The following is a 24053-nucleotide window of genomic DNA, read 5'->3' as shown; positions in this document are numbered from 1 at the left end:
TGGCGACAAAGCTACGCGGCTACCGGCAGGTTGGGGGCCTCGGGCAGCGTCAACTGTCCGCTTCTGCGCGGAAAACACCCTTCAGATGTCGACAAATCCCCTTAGTGGCGGGGCCCTTGGCCGCGGGCCCCGCGTCGTACATGGGGCTGGGTCAGCTGGGCCCGCCGAGCTTGGAGATCCAGTCCTTCACCTCGGTGATCCAGTCGGTGACCGCGTCCCAGTAGCTCTTGCCCTCGGCGACCCAGTCCTTGAGCGGGGTCAGCTCCCAGATCAGCCAGGAGCCCACGATCAGGATCACGATCACGAACAGACAGCCCTTGAGGCACCCCATACCGGGGATCTTCATCGGGCTGGAGCTGCGCTGCCGGGGCTGGCGCGGCTCGGGCTGCTGCGGCTGCGGGGGCGGCGCGTACCGCTGGGGCTGCGGTTGCTGGGGGTGGTGCGGCGCCGGGGCGTAGTTCTGGGGCTGCTGCTGGGCGTACGGGGGCGGCTGCTGGCGCCTCTGCTGCCTGCGCGGCGGCTGCTGGGGCTGCTGCGGCTGGTACTGATGGGGCTGCTGGTACTGCGGCGGCTGCTGCGGGGCGGGGCGGCGCTGGGGGCGGCGGCGCAGCGGGTCCTGGCTCGGGTCGAGGTACTGGACCTGCGTCTGCTCGTTGCGGTCGCGGGCCGCGCGCAGCTGGTTCTGCCAGGGGTGCGGATCGTCCGGCCCCTGGCCGGGCGGCACGGGCGGCATCGCGCGGGTCGGGTCGGCGCCGGAGGCCGGGCCGGAGCCCGCGGGCAGCACCTGGGTGGGATCGGCGTTCGCACCGCCGCCGGGGCCGCCGGTCTGGGGCAGCACGCTGGTGGCCGCGGCGGGGTCGAAGGCACCCGACGCGTTGGACGGGAGCACCTGGGTCGGGTCGGCGGCGCCCCCGGGGTCGGCGTCCGGCACCGGGGCGGGCGCCGGGTCCGGGGCGAGCAGCGCGCCGACGCCGAGCGCGGCCTCGGCCTGCGCGGGCGTGGCGTGCACCCCGACGCCCGCGGCGACCACGCGCAGCCCGCGGGCCAGGCTCTCGGCGCTGGGCCGTTCCTCCGGGCTCTTGCGCAGACAGCGCTCTATGACCGTCCACAGGGGCTCGGGCACGGTGGTGGGGCGGCGCGGCTCCTCGCTCAGATGCCGGTGCAGCACCTCGAGCGCCGTGTTGCCCGCGAACGGCGGACGGCCGGTGACCAGCTCGTACAGCATGATCCCGGCGCCGTAGATGTCCACCGCGGAGGTCTGCGGGCGGCCCTCGGCCGACTCCGGCGCCACATAGGCGGGCGTGCCGACGAACTCATGGGTGCGGGTGAGGCCCGGCGAGTCCGCGAGGCGCGCGATGCCGAAGTCGGTCAGCATCGGGTGCATCTCCTCGCCCTCGCCCGTGCCGGCCAGCAGCACGTTGGCGGGTTTGAGGTCGCGGTGCACGACGCCGTCCGCGTGGCTGGCGGCGAGCGCGTCGGCGATCTGGGCCATCAGCAGGGCGGCGGCCACGGGGGTGAACGGGCCGTTGCTACGCAGGTAGTTGTGCAGGTCCGGGCCGTCGACCAGGTCCATGACCAGGGCGAGCAGATCGCCCTCGACGACCAGGTCGCGGGTGCGGACGATGTTGGGGTGGGTGAGCCGCAGCAGCACGGAACGCTCGCGCAGGAAGCGCATCACGATCTCCGCGTCGTTTGCCAGCTCCTCCTTGAGGACCTTGATCGCGACGGTCTCGCCGGGCTGCCCGGCCACGGCGGCCTCGGAGCCCGCCGCCTCCCGCTGGCGGGCTCGCCAGACGGTGCCCGTGGCTCCGCGTCCGAGCGGCTCCTCGAGCAGGTACTTGCTGCCTACCGGCCGCACGTCATGCGCTCCCTGGTCGTGGTCCATGTTGTCTGCGTTGTCTGCGTTGACTGCGTCCTGCCGACGGCTGGTTGTTCATGTCGCCGACATCGCCTGCGTCGGCCCCACTGTAGTGGGGCCGTACGACATGCCGTACTGATCTCCGTACGAGCCGCGGATGAGCCGCGGATGAGCCGCGCAGAGCACGGCTTGCGGGGAAGACGCACGATCCGGACAGATGGTTGCCAAGGTCGGGCGGATCCGTAGCATTCGACGCCGTCCGATGCCACAAAGGACAACCGACAGACAGCCGACCCAGTCACAATCAACCACTTTCGGCCAGTCCGCCAACCAATCAAGATCATGAAGCCACGGTCGGCGGGCGGAATGTCAGTGGCAGGTGCGAGGATGCAGGCAGCACGGATGCGGTGGGGAGCCGGGGGGACCCGCGCGCGCCGTGCCCGTACGCGCGTGCCCGTGCGCCCGTACGGAGCTTGTACGTGCCGACGCGCCTGGGGGCGGTGGGGGGAAACGGCGCCCCTGCCCGGCCCCCCGGACAGAAGGGACCGTTGACGGCTATGCAGATTCGGCTGACCGTCCTCGGGCCGCGCAGCGCCCACCCGAGCCGTCCGGGCCAGGCCGCGCCCGGCCACGCTCACACCGGACCCTGCACGGTGGATGTGCTGGTGACCGCCCCGGCCGGCACCGCCCTCGCTTCGGTGGCCAGCGGGCTGGCCGCCGCCCTCGCCGCGTCCGGCTGCGACGCGGGCGGCAGCGGCGGCGCCGTGCTGTACGCGGGGGCCGAGCGGCTTGACGCGCAGCGCTGCGCGGTCGGCGAGCCGCCCCTGGTGGATGGCGCGGTCCTCGCGCTGAACGGCCCGGCGGACCCTGACCGCTATCCCGGTTACCCCGGTTACCCGGGCCTGCCGGAGGCCGCGGCGCCGGACGCGACCGTCCGGCTCGACGTGGTGGCGGGGCCCGACGCGGGCGGCGTCCATCTGCTGCACGGCGGCCAGGTCCGCATCGGCCGCTCCGCCGACGCGGACGTCCCCCTCGACGACCCCGATGTGTCCCGGCTGCACTGCGCGGTGACGGTCGCCGACGACGGCCGGGTCACCATCACCGACCTCGGCTCGACGAACGGCACGGCGGTCGACGGCGCGCCCGTCGGCCCCCACGCCGTCCCCCTGCCTCCGGGCGCCCTGCTGCGCATCGGCGAATCCGCCCTGCGGCTGCACACCCCGTCGCCCTCCCCCGCCCCGCCCGAGCGCCTTCCGGCCCACCCGGACGGCGAGGGCCACCTACGGGTCGTCCCTGGGGCACACCCGGGCACGGCCCCCGAGCCTCCGTCCCACACCCCCGCGGCCACCACGACGGGCCAGGGCGACTGGCTCCCCGCCGAGCGGGCCTCCGCTGGGCACGGCGCGATGTCCGGCCACCCCACGACGGCCGGGGGCGCGTTCGAGCCATACGCGGCCCAGGACGGCCGCGACCGCGCCGGGCGCCCCGCGCCGGGCGCCGGCCCCGCCGGGCGCGGCGGCATGACGGGCCACCCCGCCCCCGGTGGTGCCTCGGACGGCCGGTCCGGCGGCGTGCCGGCCGCCCCGGGCGGCGACCGGAGCCACGGCAACCGAAGCCGCAGCGACCGAAGCCAAGGACACGGCTCGGCCGCGCGCGGCGACGGCGGATGGCAGCCTGCCGACGACCGCGTCCTGCCGGGGACGGATGAGAGCCCGACGCACTTCGGCGCCGCCGGAATGAGCCAGGGGCCGTGGGCCGCCACCGGAGGAGGAGCGGCGTGGGCGGAGTCCGCTCCGGGGCACGACCGGGCCGACGGCCCGGCGTCGCGCCCGGGGGCGCCGGGCGGCCCGGCCATGGGCGGCGGCGCGGCCCGTTCGCATACGACACCGCACCATCCACAAGCAGACCCCCGGCAGGCCGGGTCACCAGGCGAGGCGTCGGCCACGGGCGGCGGCGCCCAGGACGACCGGGGCGCCGGAGCGCGTGGCGGCCGGCCGGGCGCCTATGACATCGCTGACGTCGCCGGGGCGCAGGTGCGGCGGCGCGGCGGCATAGGGGCCTGGGCGCGGCGGCTCGCCTCCGGGCTCGGCGCGGGCGAGCGGGACGAGGCGTGCGGCGACGGGCCGGGCGGAGGCGCCGCGGGGCAGGCGGCCGCCGAGGCCGCCGCGCTGCACCGGCGGTGGCCGGATCCCGCCGCCGTACTGATGACGGCGCTCGGTCCGGGTCCGCGCCTGTGGGAGCGCGGCCCGGGGCACCCGGACGCGCTGAGCGTGCGGCTGGGGTCGGCCGACCGGCCCGCCGCGGGCGGTGGGCTGCTGCCCGCCGCACCCGTGACCGTCGATCTGCGGGAGGCCGGCTCGCTGGGCCTGGCAGGCCCGCGCGCCCGGCTGGCCGGACTCGCCCGCTCCGTCGTGGCGCAGCTGGCGGCCCTCCACTCGCCCGCCGCGCTGGAGATCATCCTGGTCAGCACGGACAGCCGGCGCCCCGTCGGCGAACGGCTCGCGCAGTGGTCCTGGCTCGGCTGGCTGCCTCACCTCCAGCCGCTCCGCGGGCAGGACTGCCGACTGCTGCTGGCGTACGACCCGGAGCAGGCCACGGCCCGTACGAACGAGCTGGTGCGGAGGCTGGAGGACGGGCGGCCGGGCCCGGGCTGGGCGACCGCGTCCCCGGCGGCCGTGGCCGCCGCCGCGGCCCGCCACTCCGGCCCGCACACCGTGGTCGTCGTGGACGGCGACCCCGGCCCCGCGGCGCTGCGCGAAACGCTCGCGGCGCTGGCGCTGGGCGGCCCGGCGGCCGGAATTCATCTTCTGTCCCTGGTGGAGGCGCCCGCAGCGTCCTCTATGGCTTCCGCGTCTCCGCTGTCGGCGAGCTATGGGGCCGCCCGTGCCGCGTCTCCGGTGTTCGCCGCCTGCGGGATGGCGGCGCTGCTCAGCGGCGACGTGGCGACGGGGCTCCAGATCGTGCGCCGCGGCGGCCACGACGGGGCGGCGGGCGCGACCGTGGACGCGGTGTCGGTGGCCTGGGCCGAGCGGTTCGCACGGGCCCTGGCGCCCCTGCGCCCGGCCGACTCCGCCCTGGAGGGCGGCGCCCCCGGCTCCGGCCGCCCGGCGGCCGCCCCGCTGCCGCGCGCGTCGCGGCTGCTGGACGAGCTGGGTCTGGCGCGGGCCACCCCCGCCTCGCTGCTGGCCCGCTGGGCGGCCGCCGCGGACGAGGTCCCGGCCGGCGGCCGGGCCCTGGCCGTGCTGGGCGCGGGCCCGCGCGGCCCGCTCGCCGTCGACCTGGTGGCCGACGGCCCGCATCTGCTGATCGGCGGCGGCCCCGGCACCGGCAAGACAGAGCTGCTGCGTTCCGTTGCCGCCTCCCTCGCGGCCGCCGAGCGCCCGGACCGGCTCGGCCTCGTGCTCGTCGACGGCGGCGGCGCGGAGCGCGGCGAGGGGCTGCGGGTGTGCACGGACCTGCCGCAGGTCTCGACGTATCTGGCGGCCTCCGACCCGGTACGGATGCGGGAGTTCGCCCAGGCGCTGAGCTCGGAGCTCAAGCACCGCGCCGAACTGCTGGGCGGCCAGGACTTCACCACCTGGCACGCCCAGCGCTCCAGCGCCGCCTCGGCGCGCAGCGCAAGCGGCGTCAGCGGGCACCTGCCCGGGGGCCCGCGCTCGGACGGCGCCGCGGACGCCGACGGCGTCGGCGGTACGCCCCGACGCCCCGACGCCCACGCCTGGAGCGCGGGCTACGCCCCCGCCCGCGGCGCAGCCGAACCCAGCGCCGGCGACGCGTCGGCCCGCGGCGCGTACGTGGCCGCCGAGGACGGCCCGGCCCGCCGCCCCGACGCCTCGGACCGGAGCGTGGGCAGAGACGCGAGCGGACGTGCAGGCGCGAGTGACGCCCCGTCGCGAGGTACCAGCGGCATCAGCGGGCACGCGGGCGCCGGCGACGCCTCGCCGCGAGGCGCGAGCGGACGCCTGGGTGGCGCTGCCGTCAGCACCACGGCCCGGCATCCCGACGCCCCGGCCGGAGGCACGGGCGGGGGCGGGGCGCGAGTGGTCGCGCCGCGGCGGGCCGGTGACCTCGACTCCGCCTCCAGCGGCACCTTGCGGCTGCGCACCCAGCCCGGCAGCGAGCACACGGAGGAGGCGGCAGGGGCCTCGCTGCCCCGGCTCGTCGTCCTCGTCGACGACTTCGACGCGCTGGTCGCCCCCTCCCTGGGCAGCACCGGTCGGCCGGCGGCCGGGTCGGTCGTCCGGGCGCTGGAGGCCGTCGCCCGCGACGGTGCGCGCCTCGGGGTGCATCTGGTCGCGGCGTCCGGTCGCCCGGACCGTACGGCGGACACGGCGGCGGCCGAGCGCGCCGGGCTGTGGATCACGCTGGAGGCCCGCCCGCTGTCCGCCACGGCCTCCGGAGCACCCACCGGCTCCGCAGACTCGCCCACCGGCTCCGGGGCGGCGGAAGCGGCCATCGGCCGCGGCCGGCTGTACCGGCGGCGCGACGGCATGTCCAGCCCCTCCACGCCGTTCCAGGCGGGCCGGGTGACCGGGCGCATACCGCGTACGGCGACGCAGCGTCCCACCGTCGTGGCCGTCGACTGGGAGCGTACGGGCGACCCGCCCACCCGGCGCCCGGTACGGGAGCTGGGCAACGGGCCGACGGACCTGGCCCTGCTCGCCAGCGCGCTGCAGCGCGCGGCGCAGTCGGCTGGCGCGCCGACCGCGCCCGCTCTGATCTGACCGCTACCGTCCAAGTCTCACCGCAACCACAAACAGCGACCGCAAACGGCAACCGCAAACCGCGACCGCAAACCGCGACCGCAAACGGCGACCACAACACCGCGACCACGGCCTCAACCGCTCAAGCGCGGTGCCCAGAACGCCCCTCCCCCATCCGACCCGTCCGACTTTCGGAATTGATCGTCCGATCCTCCTGTCTGACCGCCCTGCCCCGTTCCTTCCTGACTGTTCATCACGGCCCGGTCACAATCGGAGAGTTACCGCAGAAAACGGTATTGCGACGGACCGTGACCGGGCGTAGGACTGTCGGCACGGGATACGGCCGCGGCGGGGGACGGCCGATTTGGGAGGAAAACGGGGATGCTCACACCGCTTCGCAGGAAGCGCCAGCAGCGCCAGCCGGGCCAGACTCGCCAGCAGCGCACGAGGCGTTCGGCGCGAGCCGCGCTCGCCCTCTGTTCGGCGGGGGCGCTGATGCTCACCGCCGCGGGCTGCGGCACCGACGACGGGGAGGCCGACAGCGGCAGCCCGCCGCCCGTGACCGTCAAGCTGCCCAACCTCAAGGGCAAGCATCTCGAGGTCACGGCCGTATGGACGGGCACCGAACAGAAGAACTTCACCAAGGTGCTGAAGGAGTTCGAGAAGCGCACCGGCGCCAAGGTGTCGTTCGTGCCCAGCGGCGACGACATGGCGGGCTTCGTCGGCTCGAAGATGGCGGGCGGCCAGCCGCCCGATGTCGCGCTGGTCGGGCAGGTCGGCGTGTTGCGCGAGTTCGCGCAGAAGGGCTGGGCCAAGCCGGTCAACGCCGCCACCAAGGCGCAGCTGTCCAAGAACTTCTCGAAGGGCTGGCAGGAGCTCGGCGCGTACAAGGGCAAGCAGTACGGCGTCTATTTCAAGGTCAGCAACAAGTCGCTGATCTGGTACAACACCTCCGCGTTCGAGTACGCGGGGGCCAGGGAGGCGAAGACCTGGAAGGACTTTCTCGCCCAGGCGCAGCTGATCTCCGACTCCGGCACCGACCCGGTCTCGGTCGGCGGTGCGGACGGCTGGACGCTCACCGACTGGTTCGAGAACGTCTATCTCTCCCAGGCGGGGCCGGAGAAGTACGATCAGCTGGCCCAGCACAAGATCAAGTGGACCGATCCCTCGGTGACTCGGGCGCTCAAGACGCTGGCCGAGCTGTGGGGCGCCAAGGGGCTGCTCGCGGGGGGCAGGTCCGGCGCGCTGCAGACGGCGTTCCCGGATTCGGTCGTCAAGGCTTTCGCCGACGCCGCCCAGCCGGACGCCGCGATGGTCTTCGAGGGGGACTTCGCCGCGGCCAATGTCTCCGACGCGGGGGCGAAGCTGGGCTCGGAGGCGAAGGTCTTCCCGTTCCCGAAGGTGGGTGCGACCGCCCCGGTGGTCACCGGCGGCGATGTGGCCGTGGCGCTCAAGGACAGCGAGGCCTCGCAGGCGCTGCTGACCTTCCTGGCCTCGCCCGACGCCGCCCACATCTGGGCCCAGGCGGGCGGCTTCATCTCGGCGAACAAGAAGCTCAGCCTGAGCGTCTACCCCAATGAACCGCTGCGCAAGATCGCCAAAGCGGTGATAGACGCGGGCGACAACTTCCGCTTCGACATGTCCGACCAGGCCCCGGCCTCGTTCGGCGGCAAGCCGGCCCAGGGCGAGTGGAAAGCGCTCCAGGACTTCCTGAAGAACCCCAAGGATGTCGAGGGCATCCAGCGCCAGCTGGAGCGCGATGCCGCCAAGGCGTACGGGAACTGACGACGCGACCGGGAGATCCACATCATGTCGACCGCGACAGCGGGCGGCGCGGCAGCACCTGGCCGCGTAGCGCCTGCGCAGGACAAGAACAAGAAGAGGAAAAGCATTACGGGCACCCGGCTGTGGGTGGCGGGGATCTTCCTGCTGCCCGCGCTGGTGCTGCTCGGCGCGCTCGTCGTCTACCCGATCGGCTACTCCGTCTACCGCAGTCTCTTCGACGCGTCGGGCGACGGCTTTGTCGGGCTGGACAACTACCGCGAGATGTTCAGCGACGACGCGACGATGACGGCGATCAAGAACAACATCGTCTGGGTCATCGTCGCCCCGTCCGTGGCCACCGCACTCGGCCTGATCTTCGCCGTGCTCACCGAGCGCGTGCGCTGGGGCACGGCCTTCAAACTGGTCGTCTTCATGCCGATGGCGATCTCGATGCTGGCGGCGGGCATCATCTTCCGGCTGGTGTACGAGGCCGATCCGGACCGGGGCGTGGCCAACGCCATCTGGGTGAGCGTGCATGACACCTTCAAGGAGTCGCCGCCCTTCCCCGGCGCCCATCCACGGCCCAACGCCGGGTTGACCGAGTCGTCGAACGGGTCGTTCACCACCGATGCGACGGCGAAGGCGGGCACCCCCGTCTCGCTGCCGCTGGTCGCCGCCAAGCGCGACGATGTGAGCGGCGCGCAGGAGGCCAAGGCCGCGAAGCCGGAAGCCGGGAAGGTCACCGGCACGGTCTGGTTCGACTTCACCAAGGGCGACCGCGGTCAGCACAATGTGCTCGACAAGGGCGAGAAGGCGCTCGCCGACGTCAAGATCGAGGCGGTCAAGGACGGCAAGGTCGTCGCCACGACCACGTCCCGCGCCGACGGTACGTACACCCTGCCGGCCAAGGCGGACGGCGCCGAGCTGCGGCTGCCCGCCTGGAACTTCGGCCAGCCGTACAACGGGGTGGACTGGCTCGGCCCGTCGCTGGTCACCCCGGCCATCATCGGCTCGTACGTCTGGATTTGGGCCGGTTTCGCGATGGTGCTGATCGCGGCGGGGCTCGCGGGCGTGCCGCGCGAGCTGCTGGAGGCGGCGCGGATGGACGGCGCCAATGAGTGGCAGGTCTTCCGGCGGGTGACGGTGCCACTGCTGGCGCCGGTGCTGTCGGTGGTCGTCGTCACGCTCATGATCAACGTCTTGAAGATCTTCGACCTGGTGTACATCATCGCGCCGCAGACCAGTCAGGACGAGGCCAATGTGCTCGCCCTCCAGCTGTATCAGTCGTCCTTCGGGACGGACGTCAACCAGGGCCTCGGCAGCGCGATCGCCGTGTTCCTGCTGGTGTTCGTGATGCCCGTCATGTTCTTCAACATCCGCCGGATCCGAAGGGAGCGCCGCCGATGACCAGCGCGGACACGGTCGTACAAGCCAAGCAGTCGCTTGCCGCGCGGATCGCGGCCCGGGCCGGCGGCGGGGTGATGCGGGTCGTCCTCATCCTGATCGGGCTGTTCTGGCTGATGCCCACGGTCGGGCTGCTGCTCTCCTCGCTGCGCGACCCCTCCGAGGTGGCCGTCTCGGGCTGGTGGAAGGTCTTCACCGATCCGGGGCAGCTCACCTTCAGCGCCTACGACGATCTGCTGTCCAACCAGCAGATCACCGACTCGCTGTGGACCACCCTCGCGATCACCATTCCGGCCACGGTCCTGGTGGTGGTGCTCGGTGCGCTGGCGGGCTACGCCTTCGCCTGGATGGACTTCCCCGGCCGCGACTGGTGGTTCCTGGTCGTCGTCGGCCTCCTCGTCGTCCCGGTGCAGGTCGCGCTGATCCCCGTCGCCAAGCTCTTCGGCGAGATCGGCATCTTCCAGACGACGACGGGCGTGGTGCTCTTCCACACCGCCTTCGGCCTGCCCTTCGCGATATTCCTGCTGCGGAACTTCTTCGCGGAGATCCCGCGTGAGCTGCTGGAGGCGGCGCGGCTGGACGGGGCGGGCGAGCTGCGGCTGTTCGTACGGGTCGTGATGCCGCTGGGCGGGCCGGCCATCGCCTCGCTCGGCATCTTCCAGTTCCTGTGGGTGTGGAACGACATGCTGATCGCGCTGATCTTCGCGGACAGCGGCAACCCGCCCATCACGGTGGCGCTGCAGCAGCAGGTGCGGCAGTTCGGCAACAACATCGACATCCTGGGTCCTGGCGCCTTCATCTCGATGGTGATCCCGCTGGCCGTCTTCTTCGCCTTCCAGCGGCAGTTCGTCGCCGGGGTGATGGCGGGCGCGGTGAAGTGACCAGAGCCTGCTGAACCACAAGCGCCACAAGCACTGAGCCGGTCGGCCCGTCGAGGGCCGGCCGGCTCAGTGCTGTACGGGCGGCTCAGCGCTGTACGGCCGCTCAGTGCTGTACGGGCGGTTCAGTGCTGTACGCGCGGCACGGCTGCGCCGAACGGGTTGCTTTCCGCGCCTCCCCGGCACGCGTCGCCCGGCATTGTGCGTACGTTCCGATGATGCTGATAAACCACATCCGCACCGCCTCAACCGATGGGATGCGCTTTGCCCCGGTTCAGCGTCATCGTGCCCGCGTATCAGGTCCAGCCCTTCCTCCATGACTGCCTGCGCTCGGTACTCACGCAGGACTTCACCGACCTCGAGCTGATCGCGGTCGACGACCGCTCCCCCGACGCCTGCGGCTCGATCATCGACGACGCCGCGGCCCGCGACCCGCGGGTGCGGCCCGTGCATCTCAGCGACAACATGGGGCTCGGCCCGGCCCGTAACGTCGGGATGGGGCAGGCCACCGGGGACTATGTGCTGTTCCTCGACGGGGACGACACGCTCGTGCCCGGGGCGCTGCGGGCGATCGCCGAGCGGCTGGCGGCCACCGGGGATCCGGAGGTGCTGCTGTTCGACTACGCACGGGTGTACTGGACGGGCCGGGCGGAGCGGAACGTACGGGCCGACCTGCTGCGCCAGAGCGGGCCCCGGACGTTCCGGCTGGACGACCGGCCCGAGCTGCTGCGGCTGCTGATGGTGGCGTGGAACAAGGCGTACCGGCGGGACTTCCTGGAGCGGGAGGGGTTCACCTTCCCGCCGGGGTTCTACGAGGACACGCCCTGGACCTATCCCGTGCTGCTGACCGCCCGTTCGCTCGCCGTACTGGACCGGGTGTGCGTGCACTACCGGCAGCGGCGGCGCGGTGGCATCCTGCGCACGCCCAGCCGCCGCCACCTGGACGTCTTCGACCAGTACGACCGGGTCTTCCTGTTCCTGGACAGCCGCCCGGACCTGGCGCACTGGCGGCCCGCGCTGTTCCAGCGGATGCTCGACCACCTCGCCGCCGTCTTCACCGCGCCCGGGCGGCTGCCGCGCGGGGCGCGCGCCGAGTTCTTCCGCCGGGCCGGGGCGCACCACCGGCGCTACCGGCCCGGCGGCGCGGCCAGCCCGCCGGGGCGCGCCTGGTGGCGGGGGCTGCTGGTGCGCATCGGGGCCCGCCGGGCGTTCCAGTTCCTGCGCGGCGCCGACCGGATGCGGCGGCGGGCGGGGGAGCTGGGGGCGGCCGGGTATGTCCGGGCGCGCGCGGTGGCGCTGCGGGCGCACTACCGGTTGCAGCGACTGCGCCCGATCGACCGCCGGCTCGCGGTGTTCGCGGCGTACTGGCACAAGGGCTACGCCTGTAATCCGGCGGCGATCGAGGCGAAGGTCCGCGAACTCGCCCCGCATATCCGCACCGCCTGGATCACCACCCGCGAATACGCGCACACCCTGCCGCCCGGCGTGCGCCGGCTGCACCCCGGCTCGCCCGCGTACTGGACCGCGCTCGCCCGCGCCGCGTACCTGGTCAACAACGTCAACTTCACGCCACGGCTGCGCAAGCGGCCCGGCCAGATCCATCTCCAGACCCACCACGGCACCCCGCTCAAGCACATGGGCCTGGATCTGCTCGACCGCCCGGCCGCCGCCCGCTCCACTGATTTCAATGAGCTGCTGGAGCGGGTGGACAGCTGGGACTACAGCCTCTCCGCCAACCGCCACTCCACCCTGGTGTGGGAGCGGGTCTATCCGTCCGGCTACGCCACGCTCGAGTTCGGCTTTCCGCGCAACGACGTCTTCCACCGCGCCACCGCCGAGGACGTGGCGCGGCTGCGGAAGCGGCTCGGCGTCCCGGAGGGCAGCACGGCGGTGCTGTACGCGCCCACGCACCGCGACTACCAGCGCGGCTATCTGCCGCGTCTTGACCTGGAGCGGATGGCCCGCGCGCTGGGGCCCGGCTTCACCTTCCTGGTGCGGCCGCACTACTTCTACGAGGCACACGGCGGCCAGGACGAGGCGCGGAGTGGCCAGGTCATCGACGTCTCGGGGCACGCAAGCGTCGAGGAACTGTGCCTGGCCGCCGACGCGCTGCTCACCGACTACTCGTCGATCATGTTCGACTACGCCAACCTCGACCGCCCCATCGTCGTCCACGCCGACGACTGGGACGTCTACCGCGCCGCCCGCGGCACCTACTTCGACATCACCGCCGCCCCGCCGGGACCGGTCTCCCGCTCCGAGGACGAGCTGATCGACCTCTTCGCCGGCTCCGCCTGGTGCGACCCCCGCTACGACGCCCCGCGCGCCGCCTTCCGGGCGCGCTTCTGCCCGCACGACGACGGGCGGGCCGCCGAGCGCGTGGTGCGGCGGGTCTTCCTCGGCGCGGCCTCCGACGCCCTGCCGCCCATCGTCCCGCTCGCCGACCGCCGCCCCGCCCCCGCCGCGCACCGCCCGGCGCCGGCCGCCTCCTCGGCCCAGGTGCCCTCGTAGCCCGCCCGGCAGCCCCCACCCGCCACCACCAACGGCTCCCCCGCCGACTCCCCCGCAGCCTTCCCTGACGCAAGAAGCAGCACCGACGCAAGAACCAGGACCCAGGATGCCCCGTACCGCACCGCCCGCCCCCCACCTGCCCTGGCGCTCCGACGTCCCGCCCCTGGTGCGCCGCTACCGGCGCCGGGTCCCGTACCGCATCCGCCGCGCCGTCGTCGCGGTGACCGGCGCCGGGCTGCGCCGGGCGGCCATGCGGGGCCTGGGCCGCCTCTCGGCGGCGTCCGGCGCGCTGCGGCTGCGGTGGGGGCGGCGCCGGCTGCGCCGGGCGGGGCTGCTGTCCGAACCGAACCGGATCGTGGTCGTCGACCGGCACGGGCCGCGGGTCGCCCAGGTCGCCACCGTGCCCACCCCGCTGCACGCACGCGCCGAGAATCTGCGGCTGGTGTGCGAGGCGCTGGAGCAGGCGGGGATCGACCACTTCGTGGTCCGCGCGTACGGCAATGTGTCCTCGGCCGTCGGGGTGCCCGCCGATGAGCGGCCCCGGGTGGTCGCGGCGCTCAGCGAGCTGTGCGCCCGGGAGGCCGGCTATGTGTCACTGCCCGGGCGCGGCAAGCGCCCCGGGACGGTGCCCCGGGACGGCCGGACCGCGCGGACCTGGCGGCGGCTGTCCACTGCCCCCGTCGTCCGCTTCACCCGCTTCTACGCAAGCCCTGGCGCAAACCCCGGCGCAAGCCCTGGCGCAGGCACCGGCGCGGGTCTGGTGCTCGGTGTGGCGCACGGCTGCGATATCGAGTTCTGGCGGCGGGGCAGGGCCGAGGATGAGGACCAGGGCGGAGGCGGTGACCTGCTCATCGCGCCCCGCCCCAACCGCACAACCGCTTTCGTGCCCGCCGCCTGCACCGCCGTACACGCTCCGGGCCACCTCTTCACCCGACTGGCCCCCGCCGAGGGGTGGCAGCCAGGCCCGCTGGTGCGTACCCGCCCCGAGTTCACCACCCGCCTGCCCGACGAGGTCCGCTTCCCCATCGACGTCGTCTACACCTGGGTCGACGGCGCCGACCCCGCGTGGCGCAGCCGCCGCGCCGAATGGACGGCCGAAGGCGACGACACGGCCGGTCCGTACCACGAGCAGGCGGCCAACGAGGCCCGCTACGCCAACCGGGACGAGCTGCGCTACTCCCTGCGCTCCCTGCATATGTACGCCCCCTGGGTGCGCCATATCTATCTGGTGACCGACGACCAGGTGCCGCCGTGGCTGGCGAGCGCGCACCCCGGGATCACCGTCGTCGACCACCGCGACATCTTCGACGACCCGCGGGCCCTGCCCACCTTCAACTCCCAGGCCATCGAGACCCGGCTGCACCATATCGACGGGCTGGCCGAGCACTTCCTGTACTTCAACGACGATGTGTTCCTCGGCTCCCCGGTGACCCCTCAGGACTTCTTCCTGGCCAACGGCATGACGAAGTTCTTCCTCTCCCGCGCGCTGATCCCGCTCGGCCCCACCCACCCCGGCGACGTCCCGGTCTCGGCGGCCGGGAAGAACAACCGGGCGCTGCTGGAAGAGAGGTTTGGCACGACGGTGACGCAGAAGCTCAAGCACACCCCGCACGCGCTGCGCAGAAGCGTCCTCGCCGAGATCGAGCGCGAGTTCCCCGGCCCGTACCGCACCACCATGGCCAGCCGGGTGCGCAGCGTCTCGGACATCTCGCTGCCCTCCGCGCTCCACCACTACTACGCCTTCCTGACCGGCCGGGCCGTGCCCGCGCCGCTGCGCTACGACTACTTCGACCTGGCCCAGCCCGGTATCCCGGCCCGGCTGGCCCGGCTGCTGCGGTTGCGGCACCGCCAGGCGTTCTGCCTCAACGACACGGTCTCGTGCGAGCGGGATCTCGCGGATCAGCTGGCGCTGCTCCGCCCCTTCCTCGACGCCTACTTCCCGGTCCCCAGCCCGCTGGAGCGGGCCATCGCCCGTCAGGAGGTCCGTCAGCCATGCCCCTCGCCATCACCCTCCCGCTGAATCCGGACGTCATCGCCGCCGAGGGCCCCTACCCGCGGGCGCTGAACGTGCTCAGCCGCAAACAGACGGCGGTGCAGCGGCAGTTGCGCCGGGCGGGGCTCGCCGGGTACGAGCCGACCACGCAGGCCACCCTGCTGGCCCTGGCCCAGCGGGCGCCGACGGGCAGCGCGGTGTACGACATCGGCGCGCATATCGGGCTGTACTCGGCGCTGATCAGCGCGGTCTACGGGCGCGGCAGCAGGCTGCGGACGTACGCGTTCGAGCCGACGCCGGACACCGCAGGGCTCTGCCGTCGCATCCGCGCGTCCAACCGGCTGTCCTACGAGGTGGTGGAGTCCGCGGTCTCCTCGGCGCCCGGGACCGCCGAGCTGTATCTGTCGGAGAAGTCGGAGTCCTCGAACTCGCTGAACAGCGCGCACCGCAGGCACAGCGGCTCGGTGCGGGTCCCGGTCACCACGGTCGACGCGTTCACGGCGGAGCGGGGCGCCGCCCCGTACCTCGTCAAGATCGACGTGGAGACCTTCGAGGCGGCCGTGCTGGAGGGCGCGCTGCACACCGCCGACCGCCACCGCCCCTGGATCGTCTGCGAACTGCTGCCCAGCGCCGACCACGACGCCCTGCGCCGCGCCCTGGCCCCGCTGGTCGCCCGCGGATACGGGCTGCACCCCATCACCCCCGAGGCGCCCTGGCTGCGCTACGACGAGAGCGGCTACCGGCGCGCCGTCAGCGGCCAGTGCCGCGACTGGCTGCTCGCTCCGGCCCCGCTGACCCCGGACTTCCACCGGGCCGTACGGCGGTGGCTGATCGCGATCCTGGCGTGCGACGAGACGACGAACCTTCTCACGCCCGGCGGCTCGCCCTTCCCCGGCGGCTGGAACGCCCCGTACCTCCCGTCCGCCCGCGCCCCGGGCCCCCGCCGGCCGTACGCCGCCCGCAGGCTCCGGGCGGGCCTGGCCGCCCTGGCGGCCCTGGCCCGCCGCGCACCGAGGCCGTAGGGCCGCTGCTGCATCGCCCGCGAGCGCCCCCAGGATCTCGAGGAGGACGGCACGGTCGGTGGCCGTGTTCGTGGACGATGACGGCGGCGACCAGCAGGGTCATCGAATCGAGGGCGGGCCTGGGCCTTGCGCCGTCGCAGCACAAGCACCGCCACCAGCAGGACGGGGACACTGGCCACCGCCAGTTCGATGGTCATCTCCGGCGGTACGTGCATGGGCTCCAGCCGACGACTTCGGGAAACCCGCCTTGAGGATCGGTGAGTGGCGCCGCCTCTCATGGTGAGACGAGATCAGACCTTCTCCGTCCAAATGGCTTGTCCTTTAATGGTGCCTTCTCCACGCCAGCGTCCCACCCCCTCTTCTCTCGGGAATTCGGCGCCCCTCATAAAGATCGACTGGCTGTGGCGGTGGGTATTCAGAGAACGACTTGGGTCAGGAGTCCTAGGTCCAGGGTGCTGCGGCCTTCCCGCACCCGCTTCATCAGCTCGTTCTCATGGGCCACGCGCGCGTCGGCGCGGTCGAGGATCTCCTCGGCCCTGGCCGAGGGGAGGGCCACGACGCCGTCGACGTCCCCGACGACGAGGTCGCCGGTGTGGACCGTGATGCCGCCGACCGTGACGGGACGCCCGAACACGCCGCGGAAGTCCTTGCGGGTGCCGAGGATCGCGTTGCTGCGTGAGAAGACCGGGAAGCCGAGGCCTTCGATCTCGTCCGCGTCGCGGACGCCGCCGTCGATGAGCAGGCCCGCGATCCCCCGATGCTGAGCGGCCACGGTGAGGATCTCGCCCCAGTGGCCGAAGCGGGCGCCGCCGACGTCGGCGACCAGGACGGAACCGGGCGGGGCCTGCAGTACGGCGTGGTGCAGGGCGAGGTTGTCGCCGCCGGCGCCCTGCACGGTGAACGCCGGGCCGCACAGCCGGGCGCCGGACCACAGCGACCGCAGTTCGGGGGAAAGGGCGATGCCGAGCTTGGACGCCTCCAGCAGCGTCGCGCTGGAGTGTCCGCGGGCGAGGTCGTTCACGAGGCGTCCTTCCGGGTCTGGAGCGAGTGGTAGCCGTGCAGGGCGCGCGCCTCGGCGAGCGTGGCGCCGCCGCGGACTGCCTCGACGATGGCCTCCTCGACACTGTCGATACGGCGCGCGAGGTCCGCGACCTCGTCCCAGCGGGCGGCCGGGACGACGACCGCACCGTCGTCGTCGGCCACGAGGATGTCGCCGGGGCGGATGGGGACGTCGTCGATGGTGACGGGTGTCTGGACGGCGGCCACTCGGACGCGGTCCTTGCCGGTGCGCATGAACCGGGAGACCGACCAGATCGGGTAACCGGCGGTGGTCGCGACGGCGACGTCGCGGCAGGTGCCGTTGATGACGGTGCCCGCGATGCCGCGCTCGTGGGCGGTCTGGCTCATGATGCCGCCCCACACCGTGCAGTCGCTGCGGCCGGCGTTGTCGATGAGGATCACAGCCCCCGCGGGGACGTCGTCCAGGAAGTCGCCCACCGTACCGCCGGCCTCGTCGACCGGTTCGTAGGCGACGGTGAAGACCGGTCCCACGGTCCGCTGGCCCTGGCGCAGCGCGCCGATGCCGTGGAGGGATCCGGGGAGCCCGAGCGAGTCCAGAGCATCGGAGACGGAGGCGGTGGACAGGTCGGTGGTGAGGTTCGGGGCGGCGGTGGGGTCACTCATCGGGCCGACTCCTTCTCTCCGGTGAGGCGGGCGTCGTGCATGGCCTGGGAGAGGGCCGCGCCCGCGCGCACCTCGTCTGCGATGGCACGCTCACGGGCGACGATCGCGGTCGCGACCAGCGCCACTTCCTCGGCCCGGGCCCGCGGGATGACGACGAGACCGGTCTCGTCGGCGACGACGACGTCGCCCTGCTCGACCATGAGCCCGGCCACGCTGACCGGTTCGCCGGTGGAGCGCTGCTGCAGCCTGCCCCGCGCCGTAGCCGGGATCGAACCCCGCGAGAACACCGGGAAACCCAGCTCACGGGCCTCCGCCACGTCACGGCACACGCCGTCGGCGACGACACCGCGAACACCACGAAGGGACGCACCCAGACTCAGGATGCCGCCCCAGCACGACACGTCGGTGCGGCCCTGGTTGTCGACGACGATCACGCTCTGGTCGTCCGAGCTCTCGACGGCCGTGGTGGCGATGTGGGCTCCGGCAGGGCCTTCGGTGCGCGGTTCGAGTCCCACGGTGACGGCGAATCCCACGACGGCCGCGGGGCCCCACACCGGACGGATGCCGCCGACTCCGGAGGGAAGCCCGAGCTGGTCGAGCGCGTCGCTGACCGCGGCGGAGTCGAGCGCCGCGAAACGGTCCAGAAGAGATGAGTTGCTCATGCCTTCCACTTCAACAGCCTCCAGATATATTTGGAAGGTCTGAATTCCTCTATCAGTAAGAGGCTGCACGAATCATGGGTGAGATCCGGCAGGTGTTCACCGCCCAGAACATCGCCGTCATCCCATCTGCGCGTCTGCCGGCGTCGGCCGGCACGGCGGCGTGATCAACGCCAGTAACCCGCGGATTCGCCTTCCGAACCTCCCACGCCCGACGGCTCACCCTTCCCCGGCGGCCGGAACGCCCCGTACCCGGCGCCCGGCCACCGGGGGTACGCCTCCGGCAGGCTCCGGGCAGGCCCTGGCCCCCAGGTGGCCTTGGCCCGCCGCGCGCCCGGGCCAAAGGGTCATACCACTCTGGAGTGGCACAAAAGGTATAGATCAGAGCATTCGCCTAGAGTGATCAGTCGGTACAACTGATCAACGGTGAAGGGCAGACGTGTCATGGAGCGCCTAGGCATACGAAGTACCGTCGGCCTCGCGGCCTTCGTCCTGATGGCCGGCTGCCTGGCGGCCACCCCCTTCACCGCACTGTGCGGCGCGGGCTGGCCCTTCGCCGCGGCAGCGCTGCTCGGCGTGGTGTGCGACCTGTTTCTGCACCGCACCGAACCGGGGCTGATGGACCGGCTGAGCCGGCTGCACGTCGGCGAGACCCACCGCTTCGAGGTGCGCAGCGTCGTCCTGCTGTTGCTGCTCGCCCGGCTGGACCTGGCGGGCCATACGGGTCTGACCGCCGCCATCACGCTGGTCACGTGCCTGCTGGGCGGCCAGGCGCTGCACTCCGCGATGCGCACGATGATTCGCAGACGGCTCCGCTTTCCGCTCGCGGCCTGCGATGTCGCACCGCGTCTTCCGGGCATCGCCGACCGGCCGCTGCGGTCGCTCACCGAATGGCCGGGGCAGCGGATGCTCGTATACGAGCTGACCGCGCTGCTCGGCCTCACCGGGACGCTGGCCACCGGCGACGCCCGATGGGTGGTGGCAGGGCTGACGGCCGCCACCGGGGCCTGTCTGCTCACCCTGCTGGCGCTCGCCCCGTACCTCGTACGGGCGATCCACCTGTCCCGTCTGTCCCGGGCCGCGCAATACCCCGCCGCGGCGCGCGGCGCCGCACGGCGCGGGAAGGACGGAGCCGCCGCAGTCGCCGCCGCGCGGCCGTGGCGACCCTGACCGGCGCCACCTCGAAGGCGAGCGCCATGGCCGGGCCCCAGCACAGCGGTTTGGCGTAGTACGGGCGGCCGAAGCGGAACCAGCGGGTCCCGGCCAGACCGCCGAAGCGGGGCACGGCCGTGGCGCGGCACGGCTCGGGGCCGTCGCCGCCCGTCACCAGGGTCAGCGTCCACAGACCCCGGGTGAGCCTTCTGACGGGCAGCAGGACCGTGAAATCACCCGACGGCTCGTCATGCCACCGCGCCGGTATCTCGCGCACCTCGCCGCTTCCGTTTTCCGCACGCAGCAGCACCTCCCCCGCGTCCGCGGCGGTCAGCCGCCCGCTGACGGCCAGGACGCCGCTCCGGCCCCCGCGCCAGGACGCCTCGGTGACCTGGCACGGGGCGTCGAGGTGGTGGGCGACCTGGCCGACGTCGAGGGAGAAATTGCCGTACGGGGTGAAGTACGGCGTGACGACGGTGGTCCGCCCGTCGGACCCCTCCGTGACGCTGACGCTCCGTGGCTTCGGATGGGTGGCCTCGCCGCCCTCGCGGGTGCCGCCGAACCGTACGGTCCGGCTGACGCCCTGCGCGCGCACGTCCAGGTAGACGTTCCACAGACCGCGCTCCAGCGGTGCCCCGCCGTCGGCGGTGGCCGGGTCGATATCGGCGGTGAAGCCCGCGTCCTCGTACGCGCCGTCGCCGGGCAGACCGGCGGCGGCACGGGGGGTGGTGGGCACCCGGACCTCGGGGCGGTCCGACTGGTACTTGCGCAGGACCACTTCGGTGCACGGCTGGAGGGCGGCGACATGCTCGACATAGGCGTGGCCGGTCAGCCGGAGCACGCCGCCGTCGCCGCCGCCGTCGTGCCAGCGCGCCGCGTCGAGGCGGTGGTGGACCGGCAGCCGGTCGGTGACGTCGAAGCAGTCGTCGGGGACCGCGGCGTCCGGGTCGCGGAAGAAGGGGTGCGCCCAGTAGACGCGGCCCTTGTCGATCACATGGCCGCGCCGCGCGTCCTCCTTGGCGTTCCTTGCGACCGTCAGGACGTCCGCGAAGCGGTCGGCGCGCAGCAGATGGATCAGCAGCCGGTCGGGCGCGTCGATCTGCCGGCAGATCTCGTCGCTCGCCCAGGTCCGCGCCCAGTGCCGGAACCGCGGATAGAAGCGCTCGCGCGCGTCTTGTTGGCTCTCGCGGGGCAGCAGTCCGCGCAGCGGTCCGCACAGCTCCCATTCGACGTGGCGGCGCATGACGCGGTCGCGGCGCGGACCGGGTTCCAGATAGCGGGCCACGGTCTCGAAGCACAGCCCGATGCCGTCCATGCGGTGGACGAGGTCGCCGGCGGTGAGGGTGAGATTGCTGCGGTCCTCGCGGTAGCGGACGTAGTAGCAGTCGTAGTCGGCGACCACGGAGATACCGGCGGCGTTGAGATAGGCGGCCACGGTGAACGGCTTGTCCTCGCAGTTGCGGAAGAGCGGAAAACGCAGCCGCAGCCGTTCGATGAGGGAGCGGCGGAACAGCTTCCACGGGCCCAGGGTCAGATAGGCGGCGGAGGAGAAGACGTCGGTGCGGGGCTGGTTGTGGCTGAAGACGGCCCGGGGGACGGCGCGCCCGCCGACCGAGGCGATCCTGCCCAGGACGACGTCGGTGCCGTTCTCGTCGGCCATGGCGACCATGCGGCGCAGCGCGTCAGGACCCAGGTAGTCGTCGGAGTCGAGGAAGAACACGAAGTCGCCGCGCGCGAGGTCGAGACCGGTGTTGCGCGGGCCGCCCGCACAGCCGGAGTTGTCCTGGTGGACGACGCGGAGCGCGGGCCGCCCCTGGGCAAGGCGCTCCAGCTCCGCCCCGGTGCCGTCGGTCGAGCCGTCGTTCACCGCGATGATCTCGATACGGTCCGGGCCGAGCGTCTGGTCGAGCGCGGAGGTGATGGCGCGGGTCAGCTCCGGCATGGCGTTGTAGGCGGGGACGATCACGCTGACGCGGGGAGGGGGCGCAGAGGGCATGGGTGCTCCGGTCTCCGGGTTCACGGCATGGTCGTGGCGGGGTCGGCCGCAGGGTCGGCTGCGGGGTCAGTTGTGGTCGGGAGACAGCGGCGTGGGCCGCGCCGCATGCGACGGCACGCCGGTGATCAGGCCCCGTTTGACGGGGAGGTCATGGCGCTGGAACACCGACGGCTGGGCTGCGCTGTCAGCGACCTCGGCCGCGTCCTGGCCCAGCATCAGGGTCCGTACCACCCGCTCGGCCGCGTGGCCGTCGTCGAACTGGCAGAAGCGGGCCCGGAAGGCGGTGCGCAGCGCGGTCGCGTCGTCGTCGCGCCAGCGGTCGTCGCGGAAGACGGCGATCAGCTCGTCCTCCGTACGGGCGACGGGCCCCGGCGTATCGCCCGGCCGCCCCGAGAGCAGGTCGAAGTAGACGCCGCGGGTGGCCTGGTAGATGTCCCAGTCGTCCGCGTAGACGACGATGGGGCGGTCCAGGTTGGCGTAGTCGAACATGATCGACGAGTAGTCCGTGACCAGCACATCGGCGGCCAGGCACAGCTCCTCCACCGACGGGTGGCGCGAGACGTCGACCACAAGACCCGCCTCCTGGAGCTGCCGGAGCCCGGCCTGCGGCTGGTACGAGTAGTGGGCCCGCACCAGCAGCACCGCGTCCGGGCCCAGGGCGCGGCTGAAGCGCTCGAGGTCCAGGCGGAGCGTGAAGCCCTTCTGGTAGTCGCGGATCGTGGGGGCGTACAGGACCGTGCGGGCTCCGTCCGGGATCTCCAGCTCCTTGCGGATGCGCCGGACGTCCTCGGCCGAGGCCGAGAAGAAGACGTCGTTGCGCGGATATCCGTACTCCAGCAGCCGGTACGAGGCGGGATAGACGCGCTCCCACACCTCGCTCGAATGCCGGTTGGAGGAGAGCGCGTAGTCCCAGCGGTCGACGCGTTTGAGGAGATTGCCGAAGCTCATCCCCGACGCGGCGGCCGGATAGCGCTGCTGGTCGAGGCCCATGCATTTGAGCGGCGTGCCGTGGAAGGTCTGCAAATGCACCGTGCCCGGCCGCTTGACCACGTCATTGGCGAAATTGACGTTGTTGATGAAGTACTTGGCGCGGGCCATCGCCCAATAGAAGTCCCGGGTCCCGGAGATGACGTAGTCGACGCCTTCCGGGAGCGAGTCGACCGCCGCCTTGCGCACCACCCACAGGCCGTGCACCTCCGGGGCCAGCTCCTTGGCCTTGTAGTAGATCGCCCCCGGGTTGCACAGCACTCCACGGCCCCAGTACGCGGAGTACACGGCCAGGTTGGGGTCGACCGACCGCCGCCGGTGGACCCGGTACAGGCTCCGCTTGGCGCGGGCGGCCAGGGGCCGCCGGGTCATCCGCTTGAGCTTGCGGGCCCCGGCCGCCGCCCGCTCCGTCAGCTCGTGCTCCCGGTAGCGGACGAAGGACCCGCGCGCCAGCGCCTCGAAGCGCCATTCGGCGTCGGCGGGCGGGGTGAATCCGTCCGGCACATGGTCGCGGTACCACGCGGCGGCCCGGTCGAAGAAGCGGGGCCGGTCCTGGGCCGCCACCCGGGAGCGGCGGCCCAGACAGAACAGGAAGTGCGAGACGGCCCGTTCGAAGAGCATCGGGCGCAGCGGCTCCAGATGCGGTCTGCCGTCGAGGAATTCGAAGAGTCGGGCGTACTGCTTGAAGATGGCGAAGTGTTTCTCGCCGGGGGTGCTGGTGCTGGCGCCGGCGCGCCGCTGGCGGTATTCCAGGCCCACCAGGTCCACGCAGGCTATTCGTTCGGCGGTCAGCATCGTCTTGTACGAGAGCAGGGCGTCCTCGTAGATGCCCTCGCTGAACGCGAAGCCGTGGCGTGTGTAGAAGGCGCGGTTGTAGACGCGATTGGACGACATCGCGAATATCCGCAGGAATTCCGGGCGCTCCTGGATGGCGAAGACATCGGTCCCGGCCGAGGCCAGCAGCCCGCCGAAGAGGCTGGGTTCCGTGCGGTCCCACCAGTACGTGCGGACGTGGTTGAAGTAGAGGATGTCCGGGTCCTCACAGAGGTCCAGCCGGTCGGCGAGGCCCTGGAGGGTGCCGGGGGCGAGGGTGTCGTCGCCGTCCAGGAAGAGCAGATAGTCGCCGGTGGCCTGGTCGACCCCGGCGTTACGGGCGTGGCCGGGCCCGGAGTTGACCTGCTGGTGGACGGGGACGACCCGGCTGTCCCGGGCCGCGTACTCGTCGACGATCGTGCCGCAGTGGTCCGGAGAGCAGTCGTCGACCGCCACCACCTCGATGTCCTCGAACGACTGGGTCAGCACCGAGTCCAGGCAGCTGCTCAGAAAACCCTGCACTCGATAGGCGGCGATGACGATGCTGAATCGGGGCATGGGACACCTCCGGACAGGAGAGAACAGCGCTCACCGTCTGCCCACTATAGGGTGACGCGTCCGGATAGGCCC

The 24053-nt window shown here is 72.7% G+C and carries 13 protein-coding genes; 7 read left to right on the top strand and 6 right to left on the bottom strand.

Annotated features, from left to right (window positions below):
• Nucleotides 1-151: 151 nt before the first annotated feature.
• Entirely contained in the window at nt 152-1858 is a 1707-nt protein-coding gene (locus ACH4U7_RS42065; RefSeq protein ID WP_398533073.1) for a serine/threonine-protein kinase, read from the bottom strand.
• Nucleotides 1859-2415: 557 nt separating this feature from the next.
• Here ACH4U7_RS42065 and ACH4U7_RS42060 point away from each other — a divergent pair.
• From ACH4U7_RS42060 to ACH4U7_RS42030, 7 genes are all read left to right on the top strand, one after another.
• Nucleotides 2416-6582, top strand: coding sequence for an FHA domain-containing protein (locus ACH4U7_RS42060; protein WP_398533072.1), 4167 nt, complete (start codon nt 2416-2418; stop codon nt 6580-6582).
• 360 nt (nt 6583-6942) lie between these two features.
• On the top strand, nt 6943-8346 hold the full coding sequence (locus ACH4U7_RS42055) for an ABC transporter substrate-binding protein (protein WP_398533071.1): 1404 nt from the start codon (nt 6943-6945) through the stop codon (nt 8344-8346).
• A 24-nt stretch (nt 8347-8370) separates the two neighbouring features.
• Nucleotides 8371-9732 (top strand): carbohydrate ABC transporter permease, encoded by a 1362-nt coding sequence (locus ACH4U7_RS42050; RefSeq protein WP_398533070.1) that lies wholly within the window; start codon nt 8371-8373, stop codon nt 9730-9732.
• On the top strand, nt 9729-10610 hold the full coding sequence (locus ACH4U7_RS42045; protein ID WP_358640933.1) for a carbohydrate ABC transporter permease: 882 nt from the start codon (nt 9729-9731) through the stop codon (nt 10608-10610). The genes ACH4U7_RS42050 and ACH4U7_RS42045 overlap by 4 nt, the downstream gene beginning before the upstream one ends.
• A 261-nt stretch (nt 10611-10871) precedes the next feature.
• Nucleotides 10872-13118: a CDP-glycerol glycerophosphotransferase family protein gene (locus tag ACH4U7_RS42040; protein WP_398533069.1), complete on the top strand. Its 2247-nt coding sequence runs from the start codon at nt 10872-10874 to the stop codon at nt 13116-13118.
• A 106-nt stretch (nt 13119-13224) separates the two neighbouring features.
• Nucleotides 13225-15138, top strand: coding sequence for a stealth family protein (locus ACH4U7_RS42035; protein WP_398533068.1), 1914 nt, complete (start codon nt 13225-13227; stop codon nt 15136-15138).
• Complete coding sequence (locus ACH4U7_RS42030) at nt 15111-16133, top strand: FkbM family methyltransferase (RefSeq protein WP_398533067.1); 1023 nt, start codon at nt 15111-15113, stop codon at nt 16131-16133. The genes ACH4U7_RS42035 and ACH4U7_RS42030 overlap by 28 nt, the downstream gene beginning before the upstream one ends.
• Before the next feature lie 415 nt (nt 16134-16548).
• Here ACH4U7_RS42030 and ACH4U7_RS42025 read toward each other — a convergent pair whose 3' ends face one another.
• The 5 genes from ACH4U7_RS42025 to ACH4U7_RS42005 form a co-directional block, all read right to left on the bottom strand.
• Nucleotides 16549-17154, bottom strand: coding sequence for an RraA family protein (locus ACH4U7_RS42025; protein WP_398533066.1), 606 nt, complete (start codon nt 17152-17154; stop codon nt 16549-16551).
• A complete protein-coding gene (locus ACH4U7_RS42020) occupies nt 17151-17816 on the bottom strand; it encodes an RraA family protein (protein WP_398533065.1) in 666 nt (221 codons plus the stop codon). The genes ACH4U7_RS42025 and ACH4U7_RS42020 overlap by 4 nt, the downstream gene beginning before the upstream one ends.
• Complete coding sequence (locus tag ACH4U7_RS42015; protein WP_398533064.1) at nt 17813-18478, bottom strand: RraA family protein; 666 nt, start codon at nt 18476-18478, stop codon at nt 17813-17815. Before ACH4U7_RS42015 ends, ACH4U7_RS42020 begins: the two co-directional genes overlap by 4 nt.
• A gap of 1012 nt (nt 18479-19490) precedes the next feature.
• A complete protein-coding gene (locus ACH4U7_RS42010; protein WP_398533063.1) occupies nt 19491-21623 on the bottom strand; it encodes a glycosyltransferase family 2 protein in 2133 nt (710 codons plus the stop codon).
• Nucleotides 21624-21689: 66 nt separating this feature from the next.
• Nucleotides 21690-23981: a CDP-glycerol glycerophosphotransferase family protein gene (locus ACH4U7_RS42005; RefSeq protein WP_398533062.1), complete on the bottom strand. Its 2292-nt coding sequence runs from the start codon at nt 23979-23981 to the stop codon at nt 21690-21692.
• Nucleotides 23982-24053 lie beyond the last annotated feature (72 nt).

Source organism: Streptomyces sp. NPDC020845, from assembly GCF_044334165.1.
Taxonomy (GTDB): domain Bacteria; phylum Actinomycetota; class Actinomycetes; order Streptomycetales; family Streptomycetaceae; genus Streptomyces.
This window is presented reverse-complemented; position numbering and strand designations above follow the sequence as displayed.